The sequence below is a fragment of the Corynebacterium sp. ACRPH genome (assembly GCF_022347285.1).
Lineage (GTDB): Bacteria > Actinomycetota > Actinomycetes > Mycobacteriales > Mycobacteriaceae > Corynebacterium.
The window spans coordinates 21,219-42,763 of record NZ_JAKRND010000007.1; the positions used below are offsets into that span (position 1 = coordinate 21,219).

19 protein-coding genes are annotated in these 21,545 nt (G+C 63.1%); 7 read left to right on the forward strand and 12 right to left on the reverse strand.

The annotated features are described in order from the left end of the window. Positions 1-24: 24 nt before the first annotated feature. From MHX66_RS05055 to MHX66_RS05065, 3 genes are read right to left on the reverse strand one after another with little or no spacing between them, the layout of a single operon-like run. The gene (locus tag MHX66_RS05055) at positions 25-435 is read right to left on the reverse strand and encodes a CrcB family protein (RefSeq protein ID WP_239200833.1); all 411 of its coding nucleotides are present in this window, start codon (positions 433-435) and stop codon (positions 25-27) included. After that, the gene (locus MHX66_RS05060) at positions 432-959 is read right to left on the reverse strand and encodes a CrcB family protein (protein ID WP_239200834.1); all 528 of its coding nucleotides are present in this window, start codon (positions 957-959) and stop codon (positions 432-434) included. The genes MHX66_RS05055 and MHX66_RS05060 overlap by 4 nt, the downstream gene beginning before the upstream one ends. 54 nt (positions 960-1,013) lie before the next feature. Beyond that, positions 1,014-1,559, reverse strand: a complete 546-nt coding sequence (locus MHX66_RS05065) for a YceI family protein (RefSeq protein ID WP_239200835.1) — start codon at positions 1,557-1,559, stop codon at positions 1,014-1,016. Between the two features lie 171 nt (positions 1,560-1,730). Here MHX66_RS05065 and MHX66_RS05070 point away from each other — a divergent pair, with 171 nt between their 5' ends. Continuing rightward, positions 1,731-2,222, forward strand: a complete 492-nt coding sequence (locus MHX66_RS05070) for a MarR family winged helix-turn-helix transcriptional regulator (protein WP_239200836.1) — start codon at positions 1,731-1,733, stop codon at positions 2,220-2,222. 98 nt (positions 2,223-2,320) lie between these two features. Here MHX66_RS05070 and dnaB read toward each other — a convergent pair whose 3' ends face one another. Further along, positions 2,321-3,892 (reverse strand): replicative DNA helicase, encoded by a 1,572-nt coding sequence (dnaB, locus tag MHX66_RS05075; RefSeq protein WP_239200837.1) that lies wholly within the window; start codon positions 3,890-3,892, stop codon positions 2,321-2,323. A gap of 527 nt (positions 3,893-4,419) precedes the next feature. Between dnaB and MHX66_RS05080 the strand changes: the two genes are divergently transcribed. Continuing rightward, the gene (locus MHX66_RS05080) at positions 4,420-6,084 is read left to right on the forward strand and encodes an NAD(P)/FAD-dependent oxidoreductase (RefSeq protein WP_239200838.1); all 1,665 of its coding nucleotides are present in this window, start codon (positions 4,420-4,422) and stop codon (positions 6,082-6,084) included. A 1,068-nt stretch (positions 6,085-7,152) separates the two neighbouring features. On the opposite strand, the gene rplI is transcribed toward MHX66_RS05080, so the two are convergent. The 7 genes from rplI to MHX66_RS05115 all read right to left on the reverse strand — a co-directional run bounded on the left by rplI (position 7,153) and on the right by MHX66_RS05115 (position 13,815). Next, entirely contained in the window at positions 7,153-7,605 is a 453-nt protein-coding gene (rplI, locus tag MHX66_RS05085; protein ID WP_239200839.1) for a 50S ribosomal protein L9, read from the reverse strand. An 82-nt stretch (positions 7,606-7,687) separates the two neighbouring features. Continuing rightward, complete coding sequence (locus MHX66_RS05090; RefSeq protein ID WP_239200841.1) at positions 7,688-8,332, reverse strand: single-stranded DNA-binding protein; 645 nt, start codon at positions 8,330-8,332, stop codon at positions 7,688-7,690. Positions 8,333-8,470: 138 nt separating this feature from the next. Continuing rightward, a complete protein-coding gene (gene rpsF, locus MHX66_RS05095; RefSeq protein WP_070488642.1) occupies positions 8,471-8,758 on the reverse strand; it encodes a 30S ribosomal protein S6 in 288 nt (95 codons plus the stop codon). A 152-nt stretch (positions 8,759-8,910) separates the two neighbouring features. Next, positions 8,911-9,093 (reverse strand): hypothetical protein, encoded by a 183-nt coding sequence (locus MHX66_RS05100; RefSeq protein ID WP_034985176.1) that lies wholly within the window; start codon positions 9,091-9,093, stop codon positions 8,911-8,913. Next, a complete protein-coding gene (locus tag MHX66_RS05105) occupies positions 9,086-10,843 on the reverse strand; it encodes a glycosyltransferase family 87 protein (protein ID WP_239200850.1) in 1,758 nt (585 codons plus the stop codon). Before MHX66_RS05105 ends, MHX66_RS05100 begins: the two co-directional genes overlap by 8 nt. Further along, the gene (locus MHX66_RS05110; protein ID WP_370646273.1) at positions 10,824-13,415 is read right to left on the reverse strand and encodes a transglycosylase domain-containing protein; all 2,592 of its coding nucleotides are present in this window, start codon (positions 13,413-13,415) and stop codon (positions 10,824-10,826) included. The genes MHX66_RS05105 and MHX66_RS05110 overlap by 20 nt, the downstream gene beginning before the upstream one ends. Beyond that, positions 13,408-13,815 (reverse strand): DUF5318 family protein, encoded by a 408-nt coding sequence (locus MHX66_RS05115; protein WP_347934340.1) that lies wholly within the window; start codon positions 13,813-13,815, stop codon positions 13,408-13,410. Before MHX66_RS05115 ends, MHX66_RS05110 begins: the two co-directional genes overlap by 8 nt. 123 nt (positions 13,816-13,938) lie before the next feature. On the opposite strand from MHX66_RS05115, the gene MHX66_RS05120 reads away from it, so the two are divergent. From MHX66_RS05120 to MHX66_RS05135, 4 genes are all read left to right on the forward strand, one after another. Continuing rightward, complete coding sequence (locus MHX66_RS05120) at positions 13,939-15,030, forward strand: inositol-3-phosphate synthase (RefSeq protein ID WP_239200866.1); 1,092 nt, start codon at positions 13,939-13,941, stop codon at positions 15,028-15,030. Positions 15,031-15,204: 174 nt separating this feature from the next. Then, positions 15,205-15,672 (forward strand): MarR family winged helix-turn-helix transcriptional regulator, encoded by a 468-nt coding sequence (locus tag MHX66_RS05125; protein ID WP_239200870.1) that lies wholly within the window; start codon positions 15,205-15,207, stop codon positions 15,670-15,672. Between the two features lie 25 nt (positions 15,673-15,697). Then, entirely contained in the window at positions 15,698-16,627 is a 930-nt protein-coding gene (locus tag MHX66_RS05130; protein WP_239200872.1) for a universal stress protein, read from the forward strand. A 163-nt stretch (positions 16,628-16,790) separates the two neighbouring features. Continuing rightward, a complete protein-coding gene (locus tag MHX66_RS05135; protein ID WP_239200873.1) occupies positions 16,791-17,342 on the forward strand; it encodes a hypothetical protein in 552 nt (183 codons plus the stop codon). 492 nt (positions 17,343-17,834) lie between these two features. Here MHX66_RS05135 and MHX66_RS05140 read toward each other — a convergent pair whose 3' ends face one another. Beyond that, on the reverse strand, positions 17,835-20,801 hold the full coding sequence (locus MHX66_RS05140; RefSeq protein WP_239200874.1) for a leucine--tRNA ligase: 2,967 nt from the start codon (positions 20,799-20,801) through the stop codon (positions 17,835-17,837). A gap of 84 nt (positions 20,802-20,885) precedes the next feature. Between MHX66_RS05140 and MHX66_RS05145 the strand changes: the two genes are divergently transcribed. Further along, positions 20,886-21,515 carry an SdpI family protein gene (locus MHX66_RS05145; RefSeq protein ID WP_239200876.1) on the forward strand — a complete coding sequence of 210 codons (630 nt, stop codon included), beginning with the start codon at positions 20,886-20,888 and terminating at the stop codon, positions 21,513-21,515. The last annotated feature ends 30 nt before the right edge of the window (positions 21,516-21,545 follow it).

A 21,545-nucleotide genomic window follows, 5' to 3' on the forward strand; every position in this document is an offset into this window, starting at 1 on the left:
TGCCGCGTAAATCGCGGCAGCAGGCTAGGCGCCCGCGAGCGCCGCCCCGCCCCAGAGCGCGGGGAAAAACAACGCGCAGCAGGCGACGGTCATCGCCACCACGCCGACAATGCGACGGGTGGGCTGCGGCCGGGTGAAGACCTCCACCATCACCGTGGAGAACGTGGTGAACCCACCGGCCAAACCCACTCCTACCAAGGGGAATAGGATGTCCCCGGCCGTGCCGGCCCCGCTGCTAGTGGAGTACTGCGAGGTGAAGCCAAGGACCAGGCCCAGCAGGACGGTGCCGAGGAGGTTCACCACCGACAGGCTCCACAGGGGTGCCCAGCCGCGCCCGGACTTCAGGTAAGTATCCAGCCCGTAGCGGGCGGCCGCGCCCGTTCCGCCGCCGACGGCGACGGCCAGCAGCTCCACGAGGATCGCTCCGGTGCTCATCGCGTGCCCCCATCCCCCGGCGCGACCTCCGGCTCATCACCGGAGCCGCTGTCTCCTTGGGCTGCACGGACCCCGTGCCGCAGCCGCACCAGCTCATGCAGATCCCGTCCGAGGCGCAGCCCCATCACCGCCGCAAGCAGGCCAAGTGCCAGCGTGATCAAACCGTAGGCTCCCCCGATGAGGACGGTGGTAGTTGAGCCGGTGGGGGCGTCAATAGCCGCAGCGAGCGAGCTAAACGACGTGAATCCGCCGAGCAGCCCCGTGCCCCAAAACGCGCGGCGCGGGTGGGCGGAATCCGGGATCATACCGACCAGAAGGCCCAGCAGGAGCGCCCCCAGGACGTTGACCACCAGCAATGCAATATCCCCGAGGGGGATTCCGCCGGTGACGTTCAGCGGAGCAGCAGCGCCGGGGACGCACGTCGGATCGCCGAGCGCAGGGATCCAAACGGTCAGTGCCCAACGAAAAATCGCCCCCAGCGCGCCGCCGAGGAAAACCAGGGCGATGGGCGGGAGGCGTTTCATGGGTGCAATGTTACCCAGACGGCTGGGTTAGGTGGCCAGCCGGGCAGGGCCGGGTTAGGCCTGCTTGACGGCAGAGATGTCGAAGTTCAGGGTGATCTTCTCGGAGACGAGCACGCCGCCACCGTCGAGGGCGGTGTTCCACTCCAGGCCGAAGTCGCGACGGTTAATGCTGGTGGAGCCCTCGAAGCCGACGCGGGTCTGGCCCCACGGGTCCTGCACCTCGCCGGTGAAGTCGAACTCGATGGTGACAGGCTTCGTGACGTCCTTGATGGTCAGGTCGCCGGTGACCTTGATGGCGGTCTCGCCGGCGGCGGTGATGTCCGTGGAGGTGAAGGTGATGTGCGGGTACTTCTCCGTCTCGAAGAAGTCGCCGGAGGTCAGGTGGCCGTCGCGGTCGGCATTGCGGGTATCCACGCTGTTCACGTCGATCTTGACGTCGATCTTTGCGCCTTCCAGGTTCTCGCCGGAGGTGGCGGTGCCCTCGAAATCGGTGAACGCGCCGCGGACCTTGGTGACCATGGCGTGGCGGGCGACGAAGCCGATCTCGGAGTGTGCCGCGTCGATCTGGAAGTTGCCGGAGTAGTTGTTGACGTTCGTCATGTTGAGCCTTTCGTTAAGTCTTTCGGTAGAGATTTTCAGTTGGTGTGGTGCGCGACATGTGGCGCTTGGTGGCGGCATCGGTGGAGTACTTCTCTCGATGCGCTGGCTCCTACCCTACACACTTTTAGTTGATGTATCAACAATATTGACTGATATGCGATACTGGTGGACATGACACGAGAAAACACCTCTTCTCCGCAAGATGCGGATGCCAACGCGGGAACCCCGTGGCTGAGCAGCCGCGAGCAGCAGGTGTGGCGAGCGTGGCTCAACGCCCACATCCAGATCAATGCCGAGCTGGCGCAGCAGCTGGCGGCGGAAACTTCCCTATCGCTGTCGGACTACGAGGTTCTAGTGCATCTTTCGGAATCGCCGAACCACCAGCAGCGAATCGTCGCGCTGGCGAACATGATGCAGTGGAGCCGTTCGCGCTTATCGCACCAGATCACGCGCATGTCGAAGCGCGGTCTTGTGCGCCGCGAAACTTGTGACGCCGACGGGCGCGGGGCCTATGTTGTCCTTGAACCCGCAGGTCTCGACGCGATCACTACTGCCGCGCCCGGCCACGTGGCAAAGGTGCGCGAGCTGGTATTTGACCGGCTGACCGACGCGGAGATTGAGCAGTTCTACTCGATCCTGGCGAAGCTGAACGAGCAGCATTAGGCGCGGCGCGGGGGCAACGAGCGGCCCACTGAGCAATGCGCGAGCCCCCCGGGGCGCGAGGCGCAGGAGCACCAGCACGCGGCTGCCCCGCGTGACACTTAAGGCATGGGGCTGATGTCGCGGGCCATGTCGGAGAACTTGGAGAACTGCAGCTGGTTGGCCACCGTCACCGTGCCAATGGGACCACCACGGTGCTTAGCGAGGATAATGTCCGCCTCGCCCGCGCGCTCGTGGTCCGGGTTCTGCGAATCCGGGCGGTTAATCAGCATGACCATGTCGGCATCCTGCTCCAGCGAACCAGATTCACGCAGGTCAGAGACACGCGGAAGCGCATCGTCACCACGGGACTCCACGCCACGGTTCAGCTGCGAGATCGCAACGACCGGCACGTTGACCTCCTTGGCCAGCAGCTTCAGCTGGCGGGAGAACTCCGAGACCTCTTGCTGGCGTGATTCCACTCGCTTGCCGGAGGACATCAGCTGCAGGTAGTCCACCACGATCAGCTGCAGATCCACCTGCTGCTTCAGGCGGCGCGCCTTCGAGCGGATCTCCATCATCGTCAGGTTCGGCGAATCGTCAATGTAGATCGGCGCGTCCTCGATCTCGCCGATGCGCACGGTCAGGCGGTCCCAATCGTCGTCGGTCAGCTTGCCGCCGCGCATGGAAGCCAGGCGCACCTCCGCCTCCGCAGAGAAGATGCGCATCATGACCTCGGACTTGCTCATTTCCAAGCTGAACAGCGCCGATGCCTTGCCGTGCTGGATCGACGCCGACCGCATGAAATCCAGCGCCAGCGTGGACTTACCCACACCCGGGCGGGCCGCCACAATCACCATCTGGCCGCCGCGCAGACCATTCGTCAGGTCATCCAGGTCGGCAAAGCCGGTGGGGATGCCCATCTCCACGCCATCCTGGCTCTCTAACTGCTCGATCTCCCCCACTGTGGAGGCGACCAGTTCCGCGAAGACCTCGTAGTCCTCCTTCGCGGCATCGTTGGTGATGGCGAACATCTCCTGCTGCGCGCGGTCCACCACGTTATCCACGTCCGCACCCTCGGTGCCCGCATAACCCAGCTGCACAATCGTGGTACCAGCCTGAACCAGGCGCCGCAGCGTGGCCTTTTCCCGCACAATCAAGGCGTAGTAGCCGACGTTTGCCGAGGTCGGAGTCTTCTGGACGACGCTGTGCAGGTAATCAGCGCCGCCGATGAAGCTCAGCACGCCATCGCGGTCCAGGCGGCCACTGACGATGACCGGGTCTACTTCCTTACCCTCGCCGTACAGCTGAAGTATGGCGTCAAAAATAGTCTTGTGCTTCGGCACGTAGAAGTCATCGCCAACGAGGACCTCCACGACATCCGCAATGGCGTCCTTATCCAGCATCATGCCGCCGAGCACGCCCTGCTCGGCTTCCGGGTTCTGCGGCATCTCGCGGACAATCTGCTGAGCGCCGCCGTGACTGCCCTGGCCGCCACGGCCCCTGCGACCGCCCTGGAAACCCCCGCCGCGACGACCGGAGGACTCGAAGCCGCCCGCTCCCCCGGCGCCCGAGCCGGCACCGAAGCCACCTTCCGAGCCGGCGCCGAAGTCGCTGGGGTTGCCGAAATCGTCGAAAGGTTCCTCCGGCAGCGGGGCGCCGTCGTCGAAGTTCATGCCTGCATTCTTGGTCATGCCGACCACTTTAATGGCAGCGCGGGACAACCCCTAAGCGGCAATACAGAACGAGTTATCCACAGGTCTTGTGAATATACTTGTGGACAAAATGTGCATAACCCACAATCCCCCAGGATGGCTTGTGGATAACTTGTGGATAGCCAACGCTCTCACCTGCGCCTTTCACTATTTCTGCAGGTCAAAGGCGTGTGACTGGTGTGAAAGCTTCTCTCTTCATCGGTGGATAACTTGGGGATAGACAAACCCGCAGGCCAGGCGATTACGGTCAAACAAACCCCCAGGTCGCCTAAATCCTTAAATTATTCACACTTTATTCACCGCCATAACCGCTAGCCCGGTCGCCTTTCCGGCCGCCATGTAGATCAGCGCTATGACTCCCACTACAGCCACCGCCTCGACCGCTCCCTGCTCCCACCCGCGCGCCTCCAGCCCCCACACGTACGCCCTTCATGTTCGGTTTCCTAAGGGGAAGTAAAATATGGGTTTTCCTACACACTGCACAACCTTGGAGTACGGTGTGCCTCATGAATCCCACACCCACCGACCCAACCACCAGCTCCTCCGCCAACCCATCCACATCCACCCTCCCCGCGCTAACGGAAGCTACCGCTGAGCGCCCCCTCGACCTCCTCATCGTCGGCGCCGGCCTCTCCGGCATCGACCTCGCCTACCACGTCAACAAGAACTTCCCCGGCTGGAACTGGGCCGCCGTGGACTCCAACTACGACGTCGGCGGAACCTGGGCCACCTTCCAATACCCCGGCATCCGCTCGGACTCCGACATGGCCACGTTCTCCCTCCCCTTCAAAAAGTGGCCACACAAGGGCACCCTCGGCTCCGGCAAGCAGATCCGCGACTACTGTCGCGAAGCTGCCCAGGAAATCGGCATACTCGACCGCCTGCAACTATCTACCTGGGTCGAATCCGTGAACTTCCACACCGACCGCGGCCTCTGGGAGGTCACCATGCGCGTCGGCCGCCCCGGCCACGCAAACTCCGAAGGCACCGACGGCTCTGACTCTGCCGCCTCCGCCAACCCCGAGCAGCCGACCATCACCACGTGGACGCGCCGCCTCCACTTCGCCACCGGATACTACCGCCATGCTGAAGGGTTCACGGCGGAGATTGAGGGCGTCAATACCTTCGAAGGCACCGCCCTGCACCCGCAGCAATGGCCCCGCGACCTCGACGTGCGCGGCAAGAAGGTCACGGTGATCGGCTCCGGCGCGACGGCAATTACGCTGGTCCCGGCGCTGCACGCGATGGGTGCGGACGTGACGATGCTGCAGCGCACCCCCACCTACATCGCGCCGCTGCCGGAGACCGACACGATCAGCTCCCTCGTCGGCCTGGGCTTAAGCACCGAGCCCGGCAAATTCGGCCACCGCCTGGCGCGCACCCTGCACATCGGCCGCGACATGGCGCAATACCACCTGTGCCAGACCTTTCCCAGCATCGCGAAGCTCGTCTTCCGCGGCTGGAACCGCCTTTACCTGCCCGCCGACGAGGTCCGCCGCAACTTCACTCCCCCATACGGCCCGTGGGACCAGCGCGTCTGTAAGTCCCCCGGCGGCGATTTCTTCAAGGCTGTGCGCGGCGGGGCGAAGGTCGTCACCGACCACATCGAGCGCGTCGACGCCGGCGGAGTGCGGCTGCGCTCCGGCGGGTACATCGAGGCTGATGTCTTGGTGATCGCCACGGGACTACAACTTCTTGCTTTTGGTGACGCCAACTTCTCAGTCGATGGCGCCCCAGTACCCACCGAATCTCTGGTGGCTTATCGTGCCATGATGGCTAATCGACTGCCGAACTTCTCCTACACCATCGGGTACCTGAACCAGTCGTGGACGCTGCGCGCGGACATGACCTCGCGGTACTTGGTGCAGCTGTGGAAGGACATGGATTCGCGCGGCGAGCAGTGGGCGTGCCCGGTCCTGCCCGACGGCGAGCCCGCCGACCTGCCGCTCCTGGAGATGTCCAGTGGCTATATCCAGCGCAGCGTGGGGACTCTGCCGCGCCAGGCCGCTGGGGATCCGTGGCGGATGGAGCACGACTACATCAAGGAGCGCCGTACCTACACCAGTGCGGACAATACCCACGACATGGCCTTCGGTGTGGAGGCGCTGGAGGCGGCGGCTCCGCTGGCGGCTGGCGTCGGAGGCGGAGGGGCCGCTGAACTGCGGGTTTAGCACTTGCGCTGGTACTTGGGGCGCCGTGTGTGTGCTGGAATGCGGGTTTAGCAGCTGCGCCGGTACCTGGAGACACCGAATGTCCGCTGAGCTTCGCAGGTTGGGGTCGGCACAGAGCCTCCTGGAACTACAGGGAGCGCCCCAGGGGCTCTGGCAGACCGGCGGAGCGTGAATCCTGAGTTGCGGAGCCTTAAATGTCGGAAAAGTTGCATTCTGTTATCGCAAACCATTTGCAATCTTGCAAATATGCAAGTCAGCGAGTTTTCTTTGGTTCTCGGTTCCGGTGGCAATTTTAGTTTTGCAACTTTTCCGACATTTAGCCCTACGAAGTGCAACTTTTCCGACATTTAAAACCACCTACTGCAGTATCCCCAGACATTGACTGCCCCCTACTGCAACTTCCTTAGCAATTAGCGCCACTGGCGATGGCTGCCAGGTAAAAGGGCCAGGCAATACGGTCAGGCAGTATGGCCTGACTATGCAGCCAGGCAGTGTGGTCTAGCAGTGGCCGGGCAGCCGCCGAGCAGTACCCAGGCAGTGGCCGAACATCAGAAACCGGGCAACGGAAAAGGCCCCACGCACGAATGCGTGGGGCCTCAACCTGCTGTTGTCTAAGTTAAGTTTTTCTGGTGCGTTATAGTCGCACGCGCATCTTCGCAGCTCAGCGGCTAATTCAGCAGCCGCTTCGACGCCTAGCTGTGCAAGCATCTCGGCGGCAAGATTACCAGCTGGCCCAGCAGCTAGCACAGTAGCTAGCTTGGCAGCATGCTCAGTGGCATCTTCTGAACTCAGCGGCTCCTCGCGCAGCTCCGGGGCGTGAATGCCGCCGCGTGGTGTCTAAGCACGCGAACAGTGGTGTCTAATCACTAAGCATCCGATCCGTGGTGTCTAGGCACGGATCACGCGACCTGTGGTGTCTAGGCGCAGATCGCAGGAGCTCGCGGCGATGCCAGCCAACTGGAATGCTAGCCAGCCAAGCCAGCCAACTGAAACATCAGCCAGCCAGAGTAGGCCAACTTAATAGCCGACCATGCCAGCCAGCCGAAATGCCGGCCAAGCGGGGCGAAGTTACGCGGAAACGACCTCGAAACTCAGGGATGCAACGATGCCGTCGTGCAGCTGAACGTCCACAGAGTAAACGCCGGTTGCCTTAACATCGCCCTTGCGCAGCTTGATGGTGTGCTTATCCAGGGAACGACCGTTGGCCTTCTTCACTGCATCAACAATCTGATCTGCAGTGACGGAGCCGAAGATCTTGCCGGTCTCTGCGGTGCGGACCGCTACGGTCACGCCACTCAGGTTCTCCAGCTCTTCCTTAACCTCGCGTGCGTGATCCAGGTCGCGGATCTGTCGTGCTTCCTGCGCGCGCTTAATTCCTTCGATCTGCTTCTCAGCGCCGCGGGTAGCAACAATTGCGTAGCCGCGCGGAAGCAGGTAGTTACGTCCGTAGCCAGCCTTGACCTCTACGATGTCGCCGGGGACACCGAGCTTGTCAACGTTGGCGGTGAGGATCAGCTTCATGATCCAGCCTTTCGTTGTGCTTTGGTTTGACCAATTATGTTCAAAAAATTTAACGCTGACCAGCAGCTTTTAAGCTAGCCGATCAGAATGGCGGCTCGTCGTCGCCATCACCAAAACCGGACTGTGGGGCAGAGTTCCACGGGTCGTCATCCATGGCCGCATTGTGGCCACCGAAGCCCTGGTTGTTCTGTCCCTGATTACCCTGGCCACCCTGGTTGCCGGCGTTCCCGCCGAAGCCGCCCTGGCCGCCACCATTACCCTGGCCACCCTGGCCCGGACCGCCCTGGCCACCGAAGCCGCCGGCATTACCGCCGCCGAAGCCTCCGCCGCCACCAGCGTTTCCGCCCTGGCCGCCGCCACGGTATGCCTTGTTGATATCCGCGGTAGCGAAGCGCAGCGAAGGGCCGACCTCTTCCACCTCAATCTCGAAGACGGTGCGGCGCTCGCCGTTGCGATCCTCGTAGGAACGCTGGCGCAGTCGGCCGGTCACGATCACGCGGTCGCCCTTGTTCAGGCTGTTTGCCACGTTCTCGGCTGGTTGGCGCCACACGTTGCAGGTCAAAAACAGCGGCTCGCCGTCGACGAACTGACCAGCCTGCTGGTCGTAGCGACGGGGCGTGGAGGCCACGCGGAAGTTAGCCACTGCGGCCCCGTTGGGGGTGTAGCGCAGTTCCGGATCCGCAACGATGTTGCCGACCACGGTGATTTGGGTATCTCCCTGTGCCATGTTTCTTTCCTAACGTTGTGTGGTGACGTGTGGGCGTCAAAAAGAATAGAAGCCCGAAATGGTTACTGTGGTTACAGTGCTTAGGTTAGTGGTTTAAAGGTGCCTGTACAGTCCGTTCGGAACCTGCAGCTGTGAAAGCTACTGGTCCTTCCGCAGCACCTTGGTGCGCAGGATCTGGTCGTTGATGTTGAGCAGGCGGTCAATTTCCAGCACGGTAGCCGACTCACACTTCAGGTCGAGAACAACGTAGATGCCCTCTTCCTTCTTGTTGATCGGGTACTCGAGGCGACGCTTGCCCCAGATATCAACCTTTTCCACGGAACCGTTTTCCTTGCGGACAATATCCAAGTACTTGTCCAGCGACGGGGCAACGGTGCGTTCATCCTGGGAAGGGTCGATGATGATCATCATCTCGTATTGACGCACGGACCTCATCACCTCCTATGGTCTTGTGTTTCGGCCATACCCCTTTTGGGCATGGCAGGAGGGTCGTTGCGTCAGCAACTCTCTCAGCCTACCTGGTGCCCCGCGTTTTAAGAAATGCCTCCCTCACGCCCCAAGCCGAGCCCCACGCGCCCCTACGCTGCAACGAATACCGCCAACCCCACCGGCACGATTGTCAGGAACAAGACGGCGAAGCTGAAAAGCGTCCACACCTGCTTCTTCGACTTGCCGTACATAAAACTCGCGAAGCTTCCGCCCACGCACAGGAATCCCACCAGCACACTGGCCATGGTGATGATAATGGTCGTGTTATCCATCGTTGCTCTCTTTCTTTTCGGCGCCTTTCTTATTGACGCCCACTTCTCCGCCGGAACCATTCCCGTTCTCGCGCGCGGTCTGGTTGGTTGGCGCATCCGCAGGTGCCTCGGCTAGCGCGCCATCCTGCACCACGGCTGACTCCTCCGCTTTCGTTCCGGCTGGCACGCCATCCTGCACCTCAGCCAACTCCTCGGCCAACTCCTCGGCCAGCACTCCGGCCAGCGGGTCGCGGCCTCCGTGAGCCTCGCGGATCGGGTCCGGGCTGCGGCCCATGATCTGCCGGATGACCAAAACCGCCATAAACACCAGCAGGCCTAGTCGGACGATGGTCACGGTATCGACCAGCCAGTGCGGCGCAGCCTGGTTCGCTGGCAGGAACTGCCACATGCGCAGGTACCAATACACAGTCTCCAATGCCGCCCAGCCAAAGACCAATCGCCAGCGGGGGAGAGCCAGCACCAGCAGCGGCACCAGCCATATGGAGTACTGCGGGCTCCACACCTTGTTTGTAATCATGAAGGCCAGCGTGGCCAGGAACGCCACCTGGCCGACCCGCGGAGTGCGCGGCGCGGCGAAGATGACCAGCCAGGCTAAAGCCAGAAGTGCGATCAGCAGCAGTACGCCTGTCAGCAGGTTGAGAGTTTCGACGCCTTCGACAGACCTGGTGGGAGACACGCCGTTCCAGGCGTCATTACCTACGATGTGCGCAATGACGGCATAGATGGTCGAGCCTTCCCAACCGCGTTCGGAGTTCAGCTTGAAGAACTGCGACCAACCTTCCGGCGCGAAGGCCATGATCGGCAGGTTAATGACCAGCCAGCTGCCGAAGGTCCAGCCGACCAGCTTCGCCAGCGGAACCCAGGCGCGTTGGCGCAGGCACAGCAGGATCAGTGCGCCACCGATGAACGCGGGCCAGAGCTTCAGCGCCACGCCCACGCCCGTGGCCACGCCGGCCCAGCCGGGGCGCCGGTTGGCCCAGAAGACGAAGATGGCGACGGCCGCCGCGCAGGTCAGCAGGTCGAAGTTAGTGAAGGCGTGGACGATGACCAGGGGAGAGGCCGCCATCAGGAGCGTGTCCCACACTCGGTTGCCGGTGAGTTTCGTCATCAGGCCGGTGGCGATCAGCCAGAACAGAGCCAGGAAGAATGCGTTGACTCCGAAGTAGATCGCCGCGGGAGCTACCTGCGGCAGGGGGAGGAAGTTCCACACGGCCTCCACTGGGCGCGCGATCGCGGCCATCAGCCACTGGTACAGCCCCGTGAGCACGGGGTATTCCATGTACCGCGTGACGCCGTCGTCTACGAAGGAGGTGAAGTAGGGGAAGTCGAGGTTATCCAGCCCGCGGCCGGCATACAGGGAGATCGTGTCGGAGTAGCAGGCGGAGGTGAATTGGCGCTTCCCGGACCAGTCCACAAAGGGGTTGCCATCGCCGTCGAAGCCGGTGCGGATGCACTGCGCCTTTTGCAACCAACCGAACACTAGGAAGGTGGCGGCGGTGGCGAGCAGAACGCGCAGGGGAGTCCACCAGTTCGCTCGGCCGATAAGGGCGTGGGCGCCGGGTGGGCCGCCGATGAAGCGGATGAATCCGCGGGCCATCGGCTCGGTGCGGGAGGGCAGCACACGCTGCTCGGCGCGCTGGCCCGCGGCCGACTGCGTGGCCTGCTCTGCGCTCGAGTCCGCGCCCCGGCTCGTGGCCGAGCCCGCGGCCGGACTCCCGGCGGTCGGTTTCCTATGGGTTGAGGATTCCATCGATTAGGTCTTGTAGGTCATTGTTCTGCGGCGGGTTGCCACCACCCGGAGCCGGTCGCTGCGGCTCGGGCTGCGGCGCGGGCGCCGGCGGGGAGGCCGGTTCCGGAGCTTCCGGCTCTGCCTGCTCCTGCTCCTGGGCACCGCTGTCGCCACCCTGGGAGGCTCCTCCGCCGACGTAACCACCGCCGCCGGAAACCGCTGCACCGGTGCTGAACTGCTCGACCTCCTTGCCTTCCAGCGAGCGATCCATCACGCCCTTCCAGATCTGAGCGGGCAGGCCGGAGCCGTACATGATGCCGCCGTAGCTGTTGTGAATCGGCTTGCCCTCGGCAGTACCAACCCACACTGCGGTGGACAGCTGCGGGGTGGAACCCAGCATCCAGGCGTCCTTATTCTCGCCGGTATCGCCCAGCTGCGCCGTACCGGTCTTTGCAGCCGAGGGACGGCCACCGGCCAGCGAGTTGCCGTTGGAATACGCCGCAATGGGCTGCATCGCCTGGATCAGGCCCTTGGCGACTTCCTCGGAGACCACGCGGTCGCCTTCGTCCTTGGTGTTATCCAGCAGCACGTCGCCGTTGGAGTTCTCCACCTTCTGCACGAAGTGTGGGCGGTGGTAGATGCCACCGTTGGTCAGGGTTGCCAGGGCGGTGGCCATATCCAGCGGGCTGGACTGGTACATGCCCAGCGTGATGCCTTCTTCCGGCTTACCGTTTGCCTCCTGCAGGGTCTTGCCCACACCCGGCAGCTCCTCGGCCACGCCCAGGCGGTGCGCCATGTCGGCGACGTCCTGCGGGCCGCCCTTTAACGACTGGGTCAGGCGGATGAAGCTGGTGTTCAGCGACTGCTTCAGCGCTTCGGCGATGCTACATGTGCCACAGCTGGCGCCGCCGACGTTGTTTACCTGCGCGTCACCGGTCATGACGGGGGAGGAGTCGAACTGGTCGTAGATGCTGCCGCCCTGGTCCAGGTATGCAGCCAGCGCAAAAATCTTGAACGTAGAACCGGTCTGCAGGCCTCCCCCGGCGAAGTCGAAGCCCACTGGGTTATCGCCGCCGTACCAGGAGCGCACGCCGCCGGTCTTCGGATCCACCGAGACCACGGCCGTGCGCAGGCCTTCCTGCTGGCCCTCGAGCTTCTTGTGGATCTCATCCACCGCATCGGCCTGCATCTTCGCGTCGATGGTGGTGGTGATCTTCAGACCACCCGTATTTACCTGTTCCTCAGTGATGCCGGCGCGCTCCAGCTCTTCGATCACCTTGGTCTTGATCAAACCGTTGGTGCCCACGGCTTGGGTACTTTCCGCGGTTTCCGCCGGGTCCTTCACCTGCGGGTACACGGCGTTCTTGCGATCGGCTTCCTTCATGGCACCGATCCCAACCATTCCGTCCAGAACGTAATTCCAGCGCGATTCCGCACGCTCGCGGTTGGTCCACGGATCCAGGCCAGAGGGCGCCTGGATGGTTGCGGCCAGCACTGCGCCTTCCTCCGGGGTGAGGTCCTTGACGTCCTTATCGAAGTAGGCATGGGAAGCCGCGCTGATGCCGTAGGCGTTGCGGCCGAAGTAAATGGTGTTCAGGTAGGCCTCGAGGATCTCGTCTTTCGACCATTCGCGGGCCATCTTCGCGGAGATAACCAGCTCCTTGGCCTTACGGCTCAAACTGAACTCGTCGCCGACCAGCGCGTTCTTCACGTACTGCTGGGTAATGGTCGAGCCACCGCCGGCGCCTTCGCGGCCCAGCACCTGGCCGATCGCCGCGCGGGCGAAGCCGGAGACAGAGAAGCCGGGGTTACTGTAGAACTCGCGGTCCTCCGCAGCCAGCACGGCCTGCCGAACTGCCACCGGGACTTCGTCGATCTTGACGTTCTGACGGTTACCCTCCGGCGGCACGATGCGCGCCAGCTCGGTGTTGTTATCGCTGGCCATGATGTAGGAGATCTGGTTGTTAACTAACTCTTCCGGCTCCGGCACCTTCGTCACCGAGTATGCGGTGAAGAATGCCACCAGCGGCACAATAATCATCACTGCCATGACGGCCGCCAGACCCGCGAAGAAGTTTCGCAGGGTGCGCTTATCGCGCCAGCTGCGCTTCTTGCGCGTCCTTGCCTTCAGCTTTCCATCGCCCACGGAGCGGGATCCATTCTTCTTCACGCGAGTCTGTGGTCCATTCTTGTTAGGCTCATTCTTGTTGGGCCTGTTTTGGCCGTTGTTCTGCGGCCTCTTTCTTTGTGACGCCGCCGCCCCCGCAGCACCAGCCCCAGCGCCCGCTGCGGCTGCAGTTCGGCGGGGACCACCAGACTTCACCGGCTTGGTACCACGACCCTGCACAGGCTTGCCCTGCACTGGACGGCCCTGTGCTGACCTGCCCCGTGTTGGGCGGCCTTGTGCTGGCTTGCCATTCGCAGCCCTGCGCTTGCCGGGCTGGCCTGGCTGGCCTGGCTTGCCGGGCTTACCCGACTGGCCCTGGCGAGGCCTACCCGGTTGGCCCGGCTTCCGCTGTCCGCCGCGGCCAGCTCCGGAATTTCCGGCACCACCGCGGGAGAACGGGTTCTTGGACGGCTTGTCGCTACTCAACTAGACGAGTCTCCTGATTGTCGATCGTGATTCCGATCAGCTCTTCTCGGATCAAGTGATTCCATCTACACTTCATGCACACTTCAACGGTGTGTATCGAGAACTCAGCATCCTGTTGCACATTCACTAGCGCATCAATAACACCATTGATCTCTCTTACACTACGCGCTGTACCCGACTTTTCACCTAATACGTCGCCGTGAATCCACTGCGTTTCCCTTAAATCAGGTCTTCCGCACACCGGACACGGGCGGTCGACTGCCTGACCTAGAACCTCCGCGGACGAAAGGAGCCGCGGGGTGGCGTCACCAACAAAGCGCTCGACGCCGCGCACCCGAGAAAGAGTGCGACGGCGATCGAGTGACCTATCAATAACCTTTCGCGAAATCGACACACCCACATTCTAAACACGGCCCGGACAACCCCACCGCGCGCGAGCTTGATCGATAAACCAACCCGGCTTGATCGGTAAACCTGCCGACGAAGAGCGGTTTTCACCAGGCCAAGCCCTAGCGTTGACCGCATGACATCTAAGACTTGCAACATCGCAATCGTGGGTCTCGGCAACTGCGCGACCTCACTGATCCAGGGAATTCACCTTTATTCTGACGCCGCCGCGACCGAGAACGTCCCCGGCCTCATGCACACCCAGTTCGGCCCCTACTCGGTCGGCGACGTGCACGTGACCGCCGCCTTCGACGTGGACGCCGACAAGGTAGGCAAGGACGTCTCCGAGGCCATCGACGCGGGCATGAACTGCACCATCAAGATCGCCGACGTCCCCCACACCGGAGTGACCGTGCAGCGCGGCCACACCTTCGACGGCCTGGGCCGTCACTACCAGGAGAGCATCACAGAATCCGACGCAGAGCCCGTCGACGTGCCACAGGCCCTACGCGACGCAAACGTAGACGTGCTGGTCAGCTACCTGCCCGTCGGCTCTGAGGAAGCCGACCGCTTCTACGCACAGTGCGCCATCGACGCAGGCTGCGCCTTCGTCAACGCCCTGCCGGTATTCATCGCCTCCGACCCAGAGTGGGCCGAAAAGTTCCGTGCAGCTGGCCTGCCGATCGTCGGCGATGACATTAAGTCCCAGGTCGGCGCTACGATCACCCACCGTGTGCTGGCCCGCCTCTTCGAGGAGCGCGGCGTGCGCCTGGAGCGCACCATGCAGCTGAACGTCGGCGGCAACATGGACTTCAAGAACATGCTGGACCGCGACCGCCTGGAATCCAAGAAGATCTCCAAGACCCAGGCCGTGACCTCCAACCTGCAGGAAAGCCCGCTGGCCGGCAAGGTGCACGACCGCAACGTCCACATCGGCCCGTCCGACTACGTGGAGTGGCTGGACGACCGCAAGTGGGCCTACGTCCGCCTGGAGGGCTCCGCCTTCGGCGAAGTGCCTCTGAGCCTGGAGTACAAGCTGGAAGTCTGGGACTCCCCGAACTCCGCGGGCATCATCATCGACGCAGTGCGCGCCGCGAAGATCGCGCTGGACAGGGGAGTGGCCGGCCCGGTTGAGGCGGCCTCCAGCTACCTGATGAAGTCCCCGCCGACGCAGCTACCGGACGACGTCGCCCGCGCGCAGCTGGAAGAGTTCATCAACGGCGCATAAGCGCTGGGCCCGAGGCGCCAGGAGTTCAGGGGGGAGTTTCCGGCTGGAGTGTCGGTGCACGCCTTTGCAACAGTGGGCGTCACCGGCACGTGTTTTCCAACTATGGGGGCAAAACTGCCGTACTAGGCGACCCTCATGAGCATTTACTTGCAAAACTGTTGTATTTTAGTACCTATGGCTTCCACATCTCTTGAAATTGCCAAGAAACTGCGCCTCCCGTTGACGCGCCTGTACCTGCTGTACTTCCGCCAAACGGAGAGCTCGCACATCAGCATGGCGCAACTGTCGATCCTCATGATTCTCGAGGAAAACGGCCCAATGCGCATCAGCCAGATCGCGGCGACCGAAACGATCCGCATGCCCACCGCCTCCAACGCGGTCAACCAGCTGGAGACGATGGAACTGGTCACCCGCGTGCGCGACACCTCCGACCGCCGCGGCGTGAGCGTCGCCCTCACCGACAGGGGCCGCGAGGAGCTCGAGCGCCTGGGCGAGGAGCGCGCCGAGCAGCTGGCCAGCATGCTGGACAGCCTCAGCGAGGAAGAACTCAAGGAAGTTGCAGACGCCACCTCTGTCATCGAGCTGGTCCTGCGCCGCTACACTGAGTCCATAGAGGCAAAGCTGAACAACGACCAGCACTAAAGCTGGAGCTAGCGAGCAATTTTCCTTGAGCAACACCCCTAAGCCCGCCGACCCCCTCCGTCTACTCCTCACATGGCGCCCCGAATCCGCAGGCGACGAGGCTGCGCAGGTCGCCGCGTGGATCGCCCGCACGGAAACCATCGCCCTGCGCACCGCCACGGTCATCTCGCGGTCTTGGACGGCGCAGCCAGAGCTGGAGTTCGATAGCTACTCGGAGTGGATCGAAAAGGAATCCGAGGCCGTCACCTCCGCCGCGCAGAAGGCCCTCGCTCTGGCCAAGCTGCCGGAGCAGATGCTGGACGCCGACGAACCCTCCACCGTCACTGTTGATCACTCGGAAACGAAGGCTCTTATTGACGCCGCCACCGAATTCAACGCCGACATGATGGTCTTGGGCTCCCACCCCGCCGCGCCGCATTCTCGCTTCCGAATCGGCTCGACGGCTGATGCACTGCTGCACTACGCCCCGCTGCCACTACTGCTGGCTCCGCGGACGCCGAAGCTGTCGAAACGTGGCGTCACCAGGGTCAATTGCAGTTACATCGACACCGACCAGTCACACGAGGCCCTGCGCCGCGCCGCCGACCTGGCGCACCGTTGGAATGTTCCGCTGCGGCTGGTGGCGTTTAGCCCGCGCGGGGCGACGATGTACCCGACGGAGACGGAATTCATTGACAACTCGGACATGATGGTCGAGTGGCGTGAGCAGGCGCTGGCGCTGCTGGACCGTGGCCGGGACCGTGCGCTGAACAGGCACAGCGACCTGACCGTGCAGATGGAGGTCGGCAGCGGCTACGGCTGGTCCGGCGCGATTAACGCCCTGAAGTGGAAGAAGGGCGATCTGCTGGTGATGGGATCCAGCACGCTGGGTGGTTTCCACCGCGTGTTCATTGGGCCGTCGACGAACCAGATTCTGCGGCACAGTCCGGTGCCGGTGCTGCTGAGCACCGTCTAGCGCTCCTTAGCGTGCCGCCCGGGGGCGGTGCGCCCGCCGCCCGTGTCACGCGGTTGGCGCCTGGCCGTCCGGCCCTCCACGCGCCGCCTGGCGCCCGGCCGCGCGGTGCGCGAGTCCGTGCGGGTACTGATTAATCACCGAGGGGTGTAGATTTGAGGTCATTATGAGCAATGATGGTTTGAACAACGGCCCCTCACCTGCTGATAACCCGGACCCTTCCTCCCAGCCCGAGGGGTCCTCGCCCGCAAGCTCCCAGCCAGGCGCCTCCTCGCCCGACGGGTCCCATCTCGAAATGTCCGAGCTGGATCGCCCCAGCGCCCCCACCGAACTGGACTACGAGGCCGACCCATTACTCCGCCTCGAGCGCAACAATAGGTCCACCCGTCAGGCGATTTGGTTCTTCGTTGGCGTGATCGTGGCCACCACTCTGTCTGCGATCCTGATTTGGATTTCCTCCAAGGTCATCGGTGGCTCCTACTGCGATGCAGACTCCTCCGCACAGCTGTGCAGCCGGGTCTTCCAGCTGCTGTTTGCCATAGTTCCCACTTCCGTGGCTTTCATTGGTCTGTTCGGCTCGGCTTTTATCACCTACTACAAGTGGAAGAACCACCAGCGCTGGCGTCCATGGGTGGCGGTTATCTGGTTCATCATGCCGTTCTGCATGGCTTGGATCACGTCGGTCGGCGCGTACCTGCTCCTCGACCACAACCTCTAGTTCTTCTAGTTCTCCAAACCCCGGGCCACTTCCACGAGCCCCGCGCCTCACTTCCGCCAACACCGCACCTCACTTCCGCCAGCCCGCCTGCTAGATCCACTGGCACCGCACCTCACTTCCCCCAGCCCCACCTGGTCTCGCGGGTAATGTCCCAAATCGTCGAGTTATTGAAAGTAGAGCGTTTGAAGCCCAATATAGCAACGCTCTGACCTGCAAAAACAGAATAGTTATACTTTAAGAGCTGGAATTTGGGACATTCGCCCCTCGAGCGGGCCGCCCAACCCGTCATCGACGCCTCGAAAAAGCCCAATCTGCGCCTTTCGGAAGCGTCACTGTGACGTTTCGGATGCATGATTCGCACTTTAGTTCGATTCAGCGCCTTAGAATCCGCAGCTTCCCTCCGTGACTGTAATGAAGGCGCACGCACCCCCAGCGCGGTCACGCACCCAGAACCCGCACGCGGGCGCGTCAACACGCACCCCAGCCCGGCCGCTACTTCGCGACGATATTCACCATCTTGCCCGGCACCACGATGATCTTCGCCACCGTCTTGCCCTCGATGTGCGCAGCGACGTTCGGCTCCTCCAGCGCGGCAGCCTCAATGTCCTCCCGCGAAGCATCCGCCACCACGTTAATGCGGCCGCGCAGCTTGCCCATCACCTGCACGGGCAGCTCGATAGTGTCATCTACCAGCCACTTCTCGTCCCACTCGGGGAAAGGCTCATAAGTGATGCCCTCGGAGTGGCCCAGGATCTCCCATATCTCCTCGGCGATGTGCGGCGCCACCGGCGACAGCATCTGCACCAGCGGTTCCACGGCCGCCCGCGGAGCCGCCCCAGCGGAGTAGGTCTTCGTCAGGTAGTTCACGTACTCGATCAGCTTCGCCACGGCCGTGTTGTCGCGCAGCTCTGCATAGTTTTCGTGAACCCCCGCGATGGTCCTGTGCAGGGCCTTTAGGTCTTCATCCGTGAGGGCGTCATCGCTCACAGAACCCTTACCCGTGTTCTCGTCGACGGCGAGGCGCCACGCGCGCTGCAGGAATCGCTGCGCGCCAACCACGTCCTTCGTCGCCCACGGCCGCGACGTGTCGAGCGGCCCCATCGCCATCTCGTACACGCGCAGGGTGTCCGCACCGTAGTCGTCGCAGATCTCGTCGGGCGAGACGGCGTTCTTGAGGGACTTACCCATCTTGCCGTATTCCTGGAATACTTCTTCTTCCTTTGTGACGCCCTCAGCCTCATCCGCCTCGCGAACCCAGAAGAACTTACCGTCGCGCTCGGTGACCTCCTCCGCGGGGACGTACACGCCACGGGAGTCCGTGTAGGCGTAGGCCTGGATGTAGCCCTGGTTGTAGAGGCGGTAGTAGGGCTCGAAGCTGGAGACTACTCCCAGGTCGAAGAGCACCTTGTGCCAGAAGCGGGCGTACAGCAGGTGCAGCACGGCGTGCTCCACGCCGCCGACGTACAGGTCCACGCCGCCGGAGGGGCGGCCTTCGCGCGGGCCGACCCAGTAGCGTTCATTTTCGATGTCTACCAGGGCGTTGTCGTTGTTCGGGTCGATGTAGCGCAGCTGGTACCAGGAGGAACCTGCCCACTGCGGCATGACGTTCGTGTCGCGGTAGTAGGTCTTTTCTCCGTCGCCGAGGTCCAGGGTGACCTCGACCCACTCCTTGGCCTTGGCCAGCGGGGGCTGGGGGGCGGAATCCTTATCGTCCGGGTCGAAGCTGACGGGCTTGTAGTCTTCCACTTCGGGCAGCTCGACAGGCAGCATGTCCTCCGGCAGGCCGTGTGCCGTGCCGTTTTCGTCGTAGACGATGGGGAAGGGCTCGCCCCAGTAGCGCTGGCGGGCAAACAGCCAGTCGCGCAGCTTGTACTGGATCTTGTCGCTGCCGGCGCCCTTGGATTCCAGCCACTCAATGGCCTTGTCGATGGCCTCCGCCTTGCCCAGGCCGTTGAGCTCTAAGCCGTCGGAATTGTTGGAGTTGATGTGCGGACCGTCCTCGGTGAACGCTTCGGTGAGCTCGGCGCCAGCCTCAGCGCCGGCGCCGGCCTCGCCAGCCTCAGCACCCGTGCCAGCCTCGCCAGCCTCAGCGCCCTCCGGCGCCAGCACCGGCACGATCGGCAGCCCGAACTCGGTGGCGAACTCAAAGTCGCGGGTATCGTGCGCCGGCACAGCCATGATCGCGCCGGTGCCGTAGCCCGTCAGCACGTAGTCAGCGATGAAGACCGGCACCTGCGCACCGTTCACCGGGTTAGTAGCATAAACGCCCAGGAAAACGCCCGTTTTCTCCTTGTTCTCCTGACGCTCCAGGTCCGACTTAGCGGCAATTGCCGCCCGGTAAGCCTCCACTGCGGCAGCTGGAGTCGACTGGCCGTAGGTCCACCGTGGGTCGACATCCGTGTAGGCGTCACTACCCGCAGAAGAACCACCGGACTGCGCAACGAGCGTATCCACCAGCTCGTGCTCCGGGGCCAGCACCATGTACGTCGCGCCGAACAGCGTGTCCGGGCGCGTGGTGAACACGTCAATGTCGTGGCCCAGGCAGTCGAACGTGACCTCCGCGCCGCGCGACCGGCCGATCCAGTTGCGCTGCATGGACTTCACCTTCTCCGGCCAGTCCAGGTAATCCAGGTCGTCGATCAGGCGGTCGGAGTACGCGGTGATGCGCATCATCCACTGCTGCAGGTTCTTGCGGAAGACGGGGAAGTTGCCGCGCTCGGAGCGACCCTCCGCCGTGACCTCCTCGTTCGCCAGCACGGTGCCCAGGCCGGGGCACCAGTTCACCGTCGAGTTCGAGCGGTAGACCAGGCGGTAGCTATCCAGGATCTCCTGCTTCTCGGCAGCACTGAGGTCCGTCCAATCGGAGCGCTCGGCAGCGAGCTTCTCTTCCAACTCCTTAATCGGGCGAGCCTTGCCCAGGGTGCCGTTGGCATTCTTGGCCTCCGGGTCGAACCAGGAGTTGTAAATCTGCAGGAAGATCCACTGCGTCCAGCGGTAATAATCCGTATCCGTGGTGGCGAAGCTGCGGCGCTTATCGTGGCCCAGGCCCAGTCGGCCCAGCTGGCGCTCCATGTTGGCAATGTTGGCCATAGTGGTGGTGCGCGGGTGAGTGCCCGTCTGCACGGCGTACTGCTCGGCAGGCAGGCCGAACGCATCGTAACCCAGCGTATGCAGCACATTCGCGCCCTTCATGCGGTGGAAGCGCGCAAACACGTCCGTGCCGATGTAACCCAGCGGGTGGCCCACGTGCAGGCCCACACCGGAGGGGTAGGGGAACATGTCCTGGATAAATTTGCGGTCCTCCGGCAGCTCCGCGCCCGGCTCCGCCAGGTCGCCCGTCGGGTTCGGGGCGTTAAACGTGCCGTTGTCGGCCCAGTGCTTCTGCCACTTGGCCTCGATCTTAGCCGCGAGGCCTGGAGTGTAGCGGTAAGAATTGTCTTCAGTGCTGCCGTTAGTCATGTTTTAACAGTCTAGTAGGTCACCTGGACAGGGCAGGTTATTGCGTTTGGCTTGTTGGCCACCTGCGGTAATAGACTGTTTCGCATGATCGTGTTGACCGTTGTGTTGGTAGTCGTGGGCCTGGCCTTTTTCATTGCGGGTCTGCTGGGGGCTGTGGGGAAGTTGCCGGGTAATCCGGTCGTTGGCCTGCGCATTCCGGAGGTTCGCAAGACCGAGGAGCTCTGGAACACCGCGCACCGCATTGTCGGCCCAGCCTGGATGGGAGCTGGCGCAGCGTTCATCGGCGCTGCGCTGATCACCCTGAAGGTGAGCGGTTGGATGTGGCTGGTCTTCGCATTGTTGCTGGTCGGCGCTGCTTTCTTGATCGGCCTAGGCTCCGCGTTGGGCGCCCACGCCGTCGCGCGCCTGGACGCCCGTGCTGCCCAGCTCGAGGCCGCCGAATCTTCTTGTTGCTCTAGCGGTGACGCCACCTCGGACTCCTGCTGCGGCGATTCCAGCGAGGCCGCCGGTGCTTCCGACTCCGCTAGCGCTTGCTGTTCCGAACCCGGCGCTGACGCCAACACTGGCACGGGCACCGGCGCCGTCAGTGCGGAGGCGTGCGCAAGCGGCCAGGCTTGCGGCAGCTGCTCGCTGAACGGCTCCTGCGAGGGCGGCGGCGTGGACTGGGAGGCCGCCCAACGGGCTGCCTCGGCGCAAGACTCCGCGCAGGCCTAGCCCAGCTCCGTCGCCCCAGCTAACCCAGTG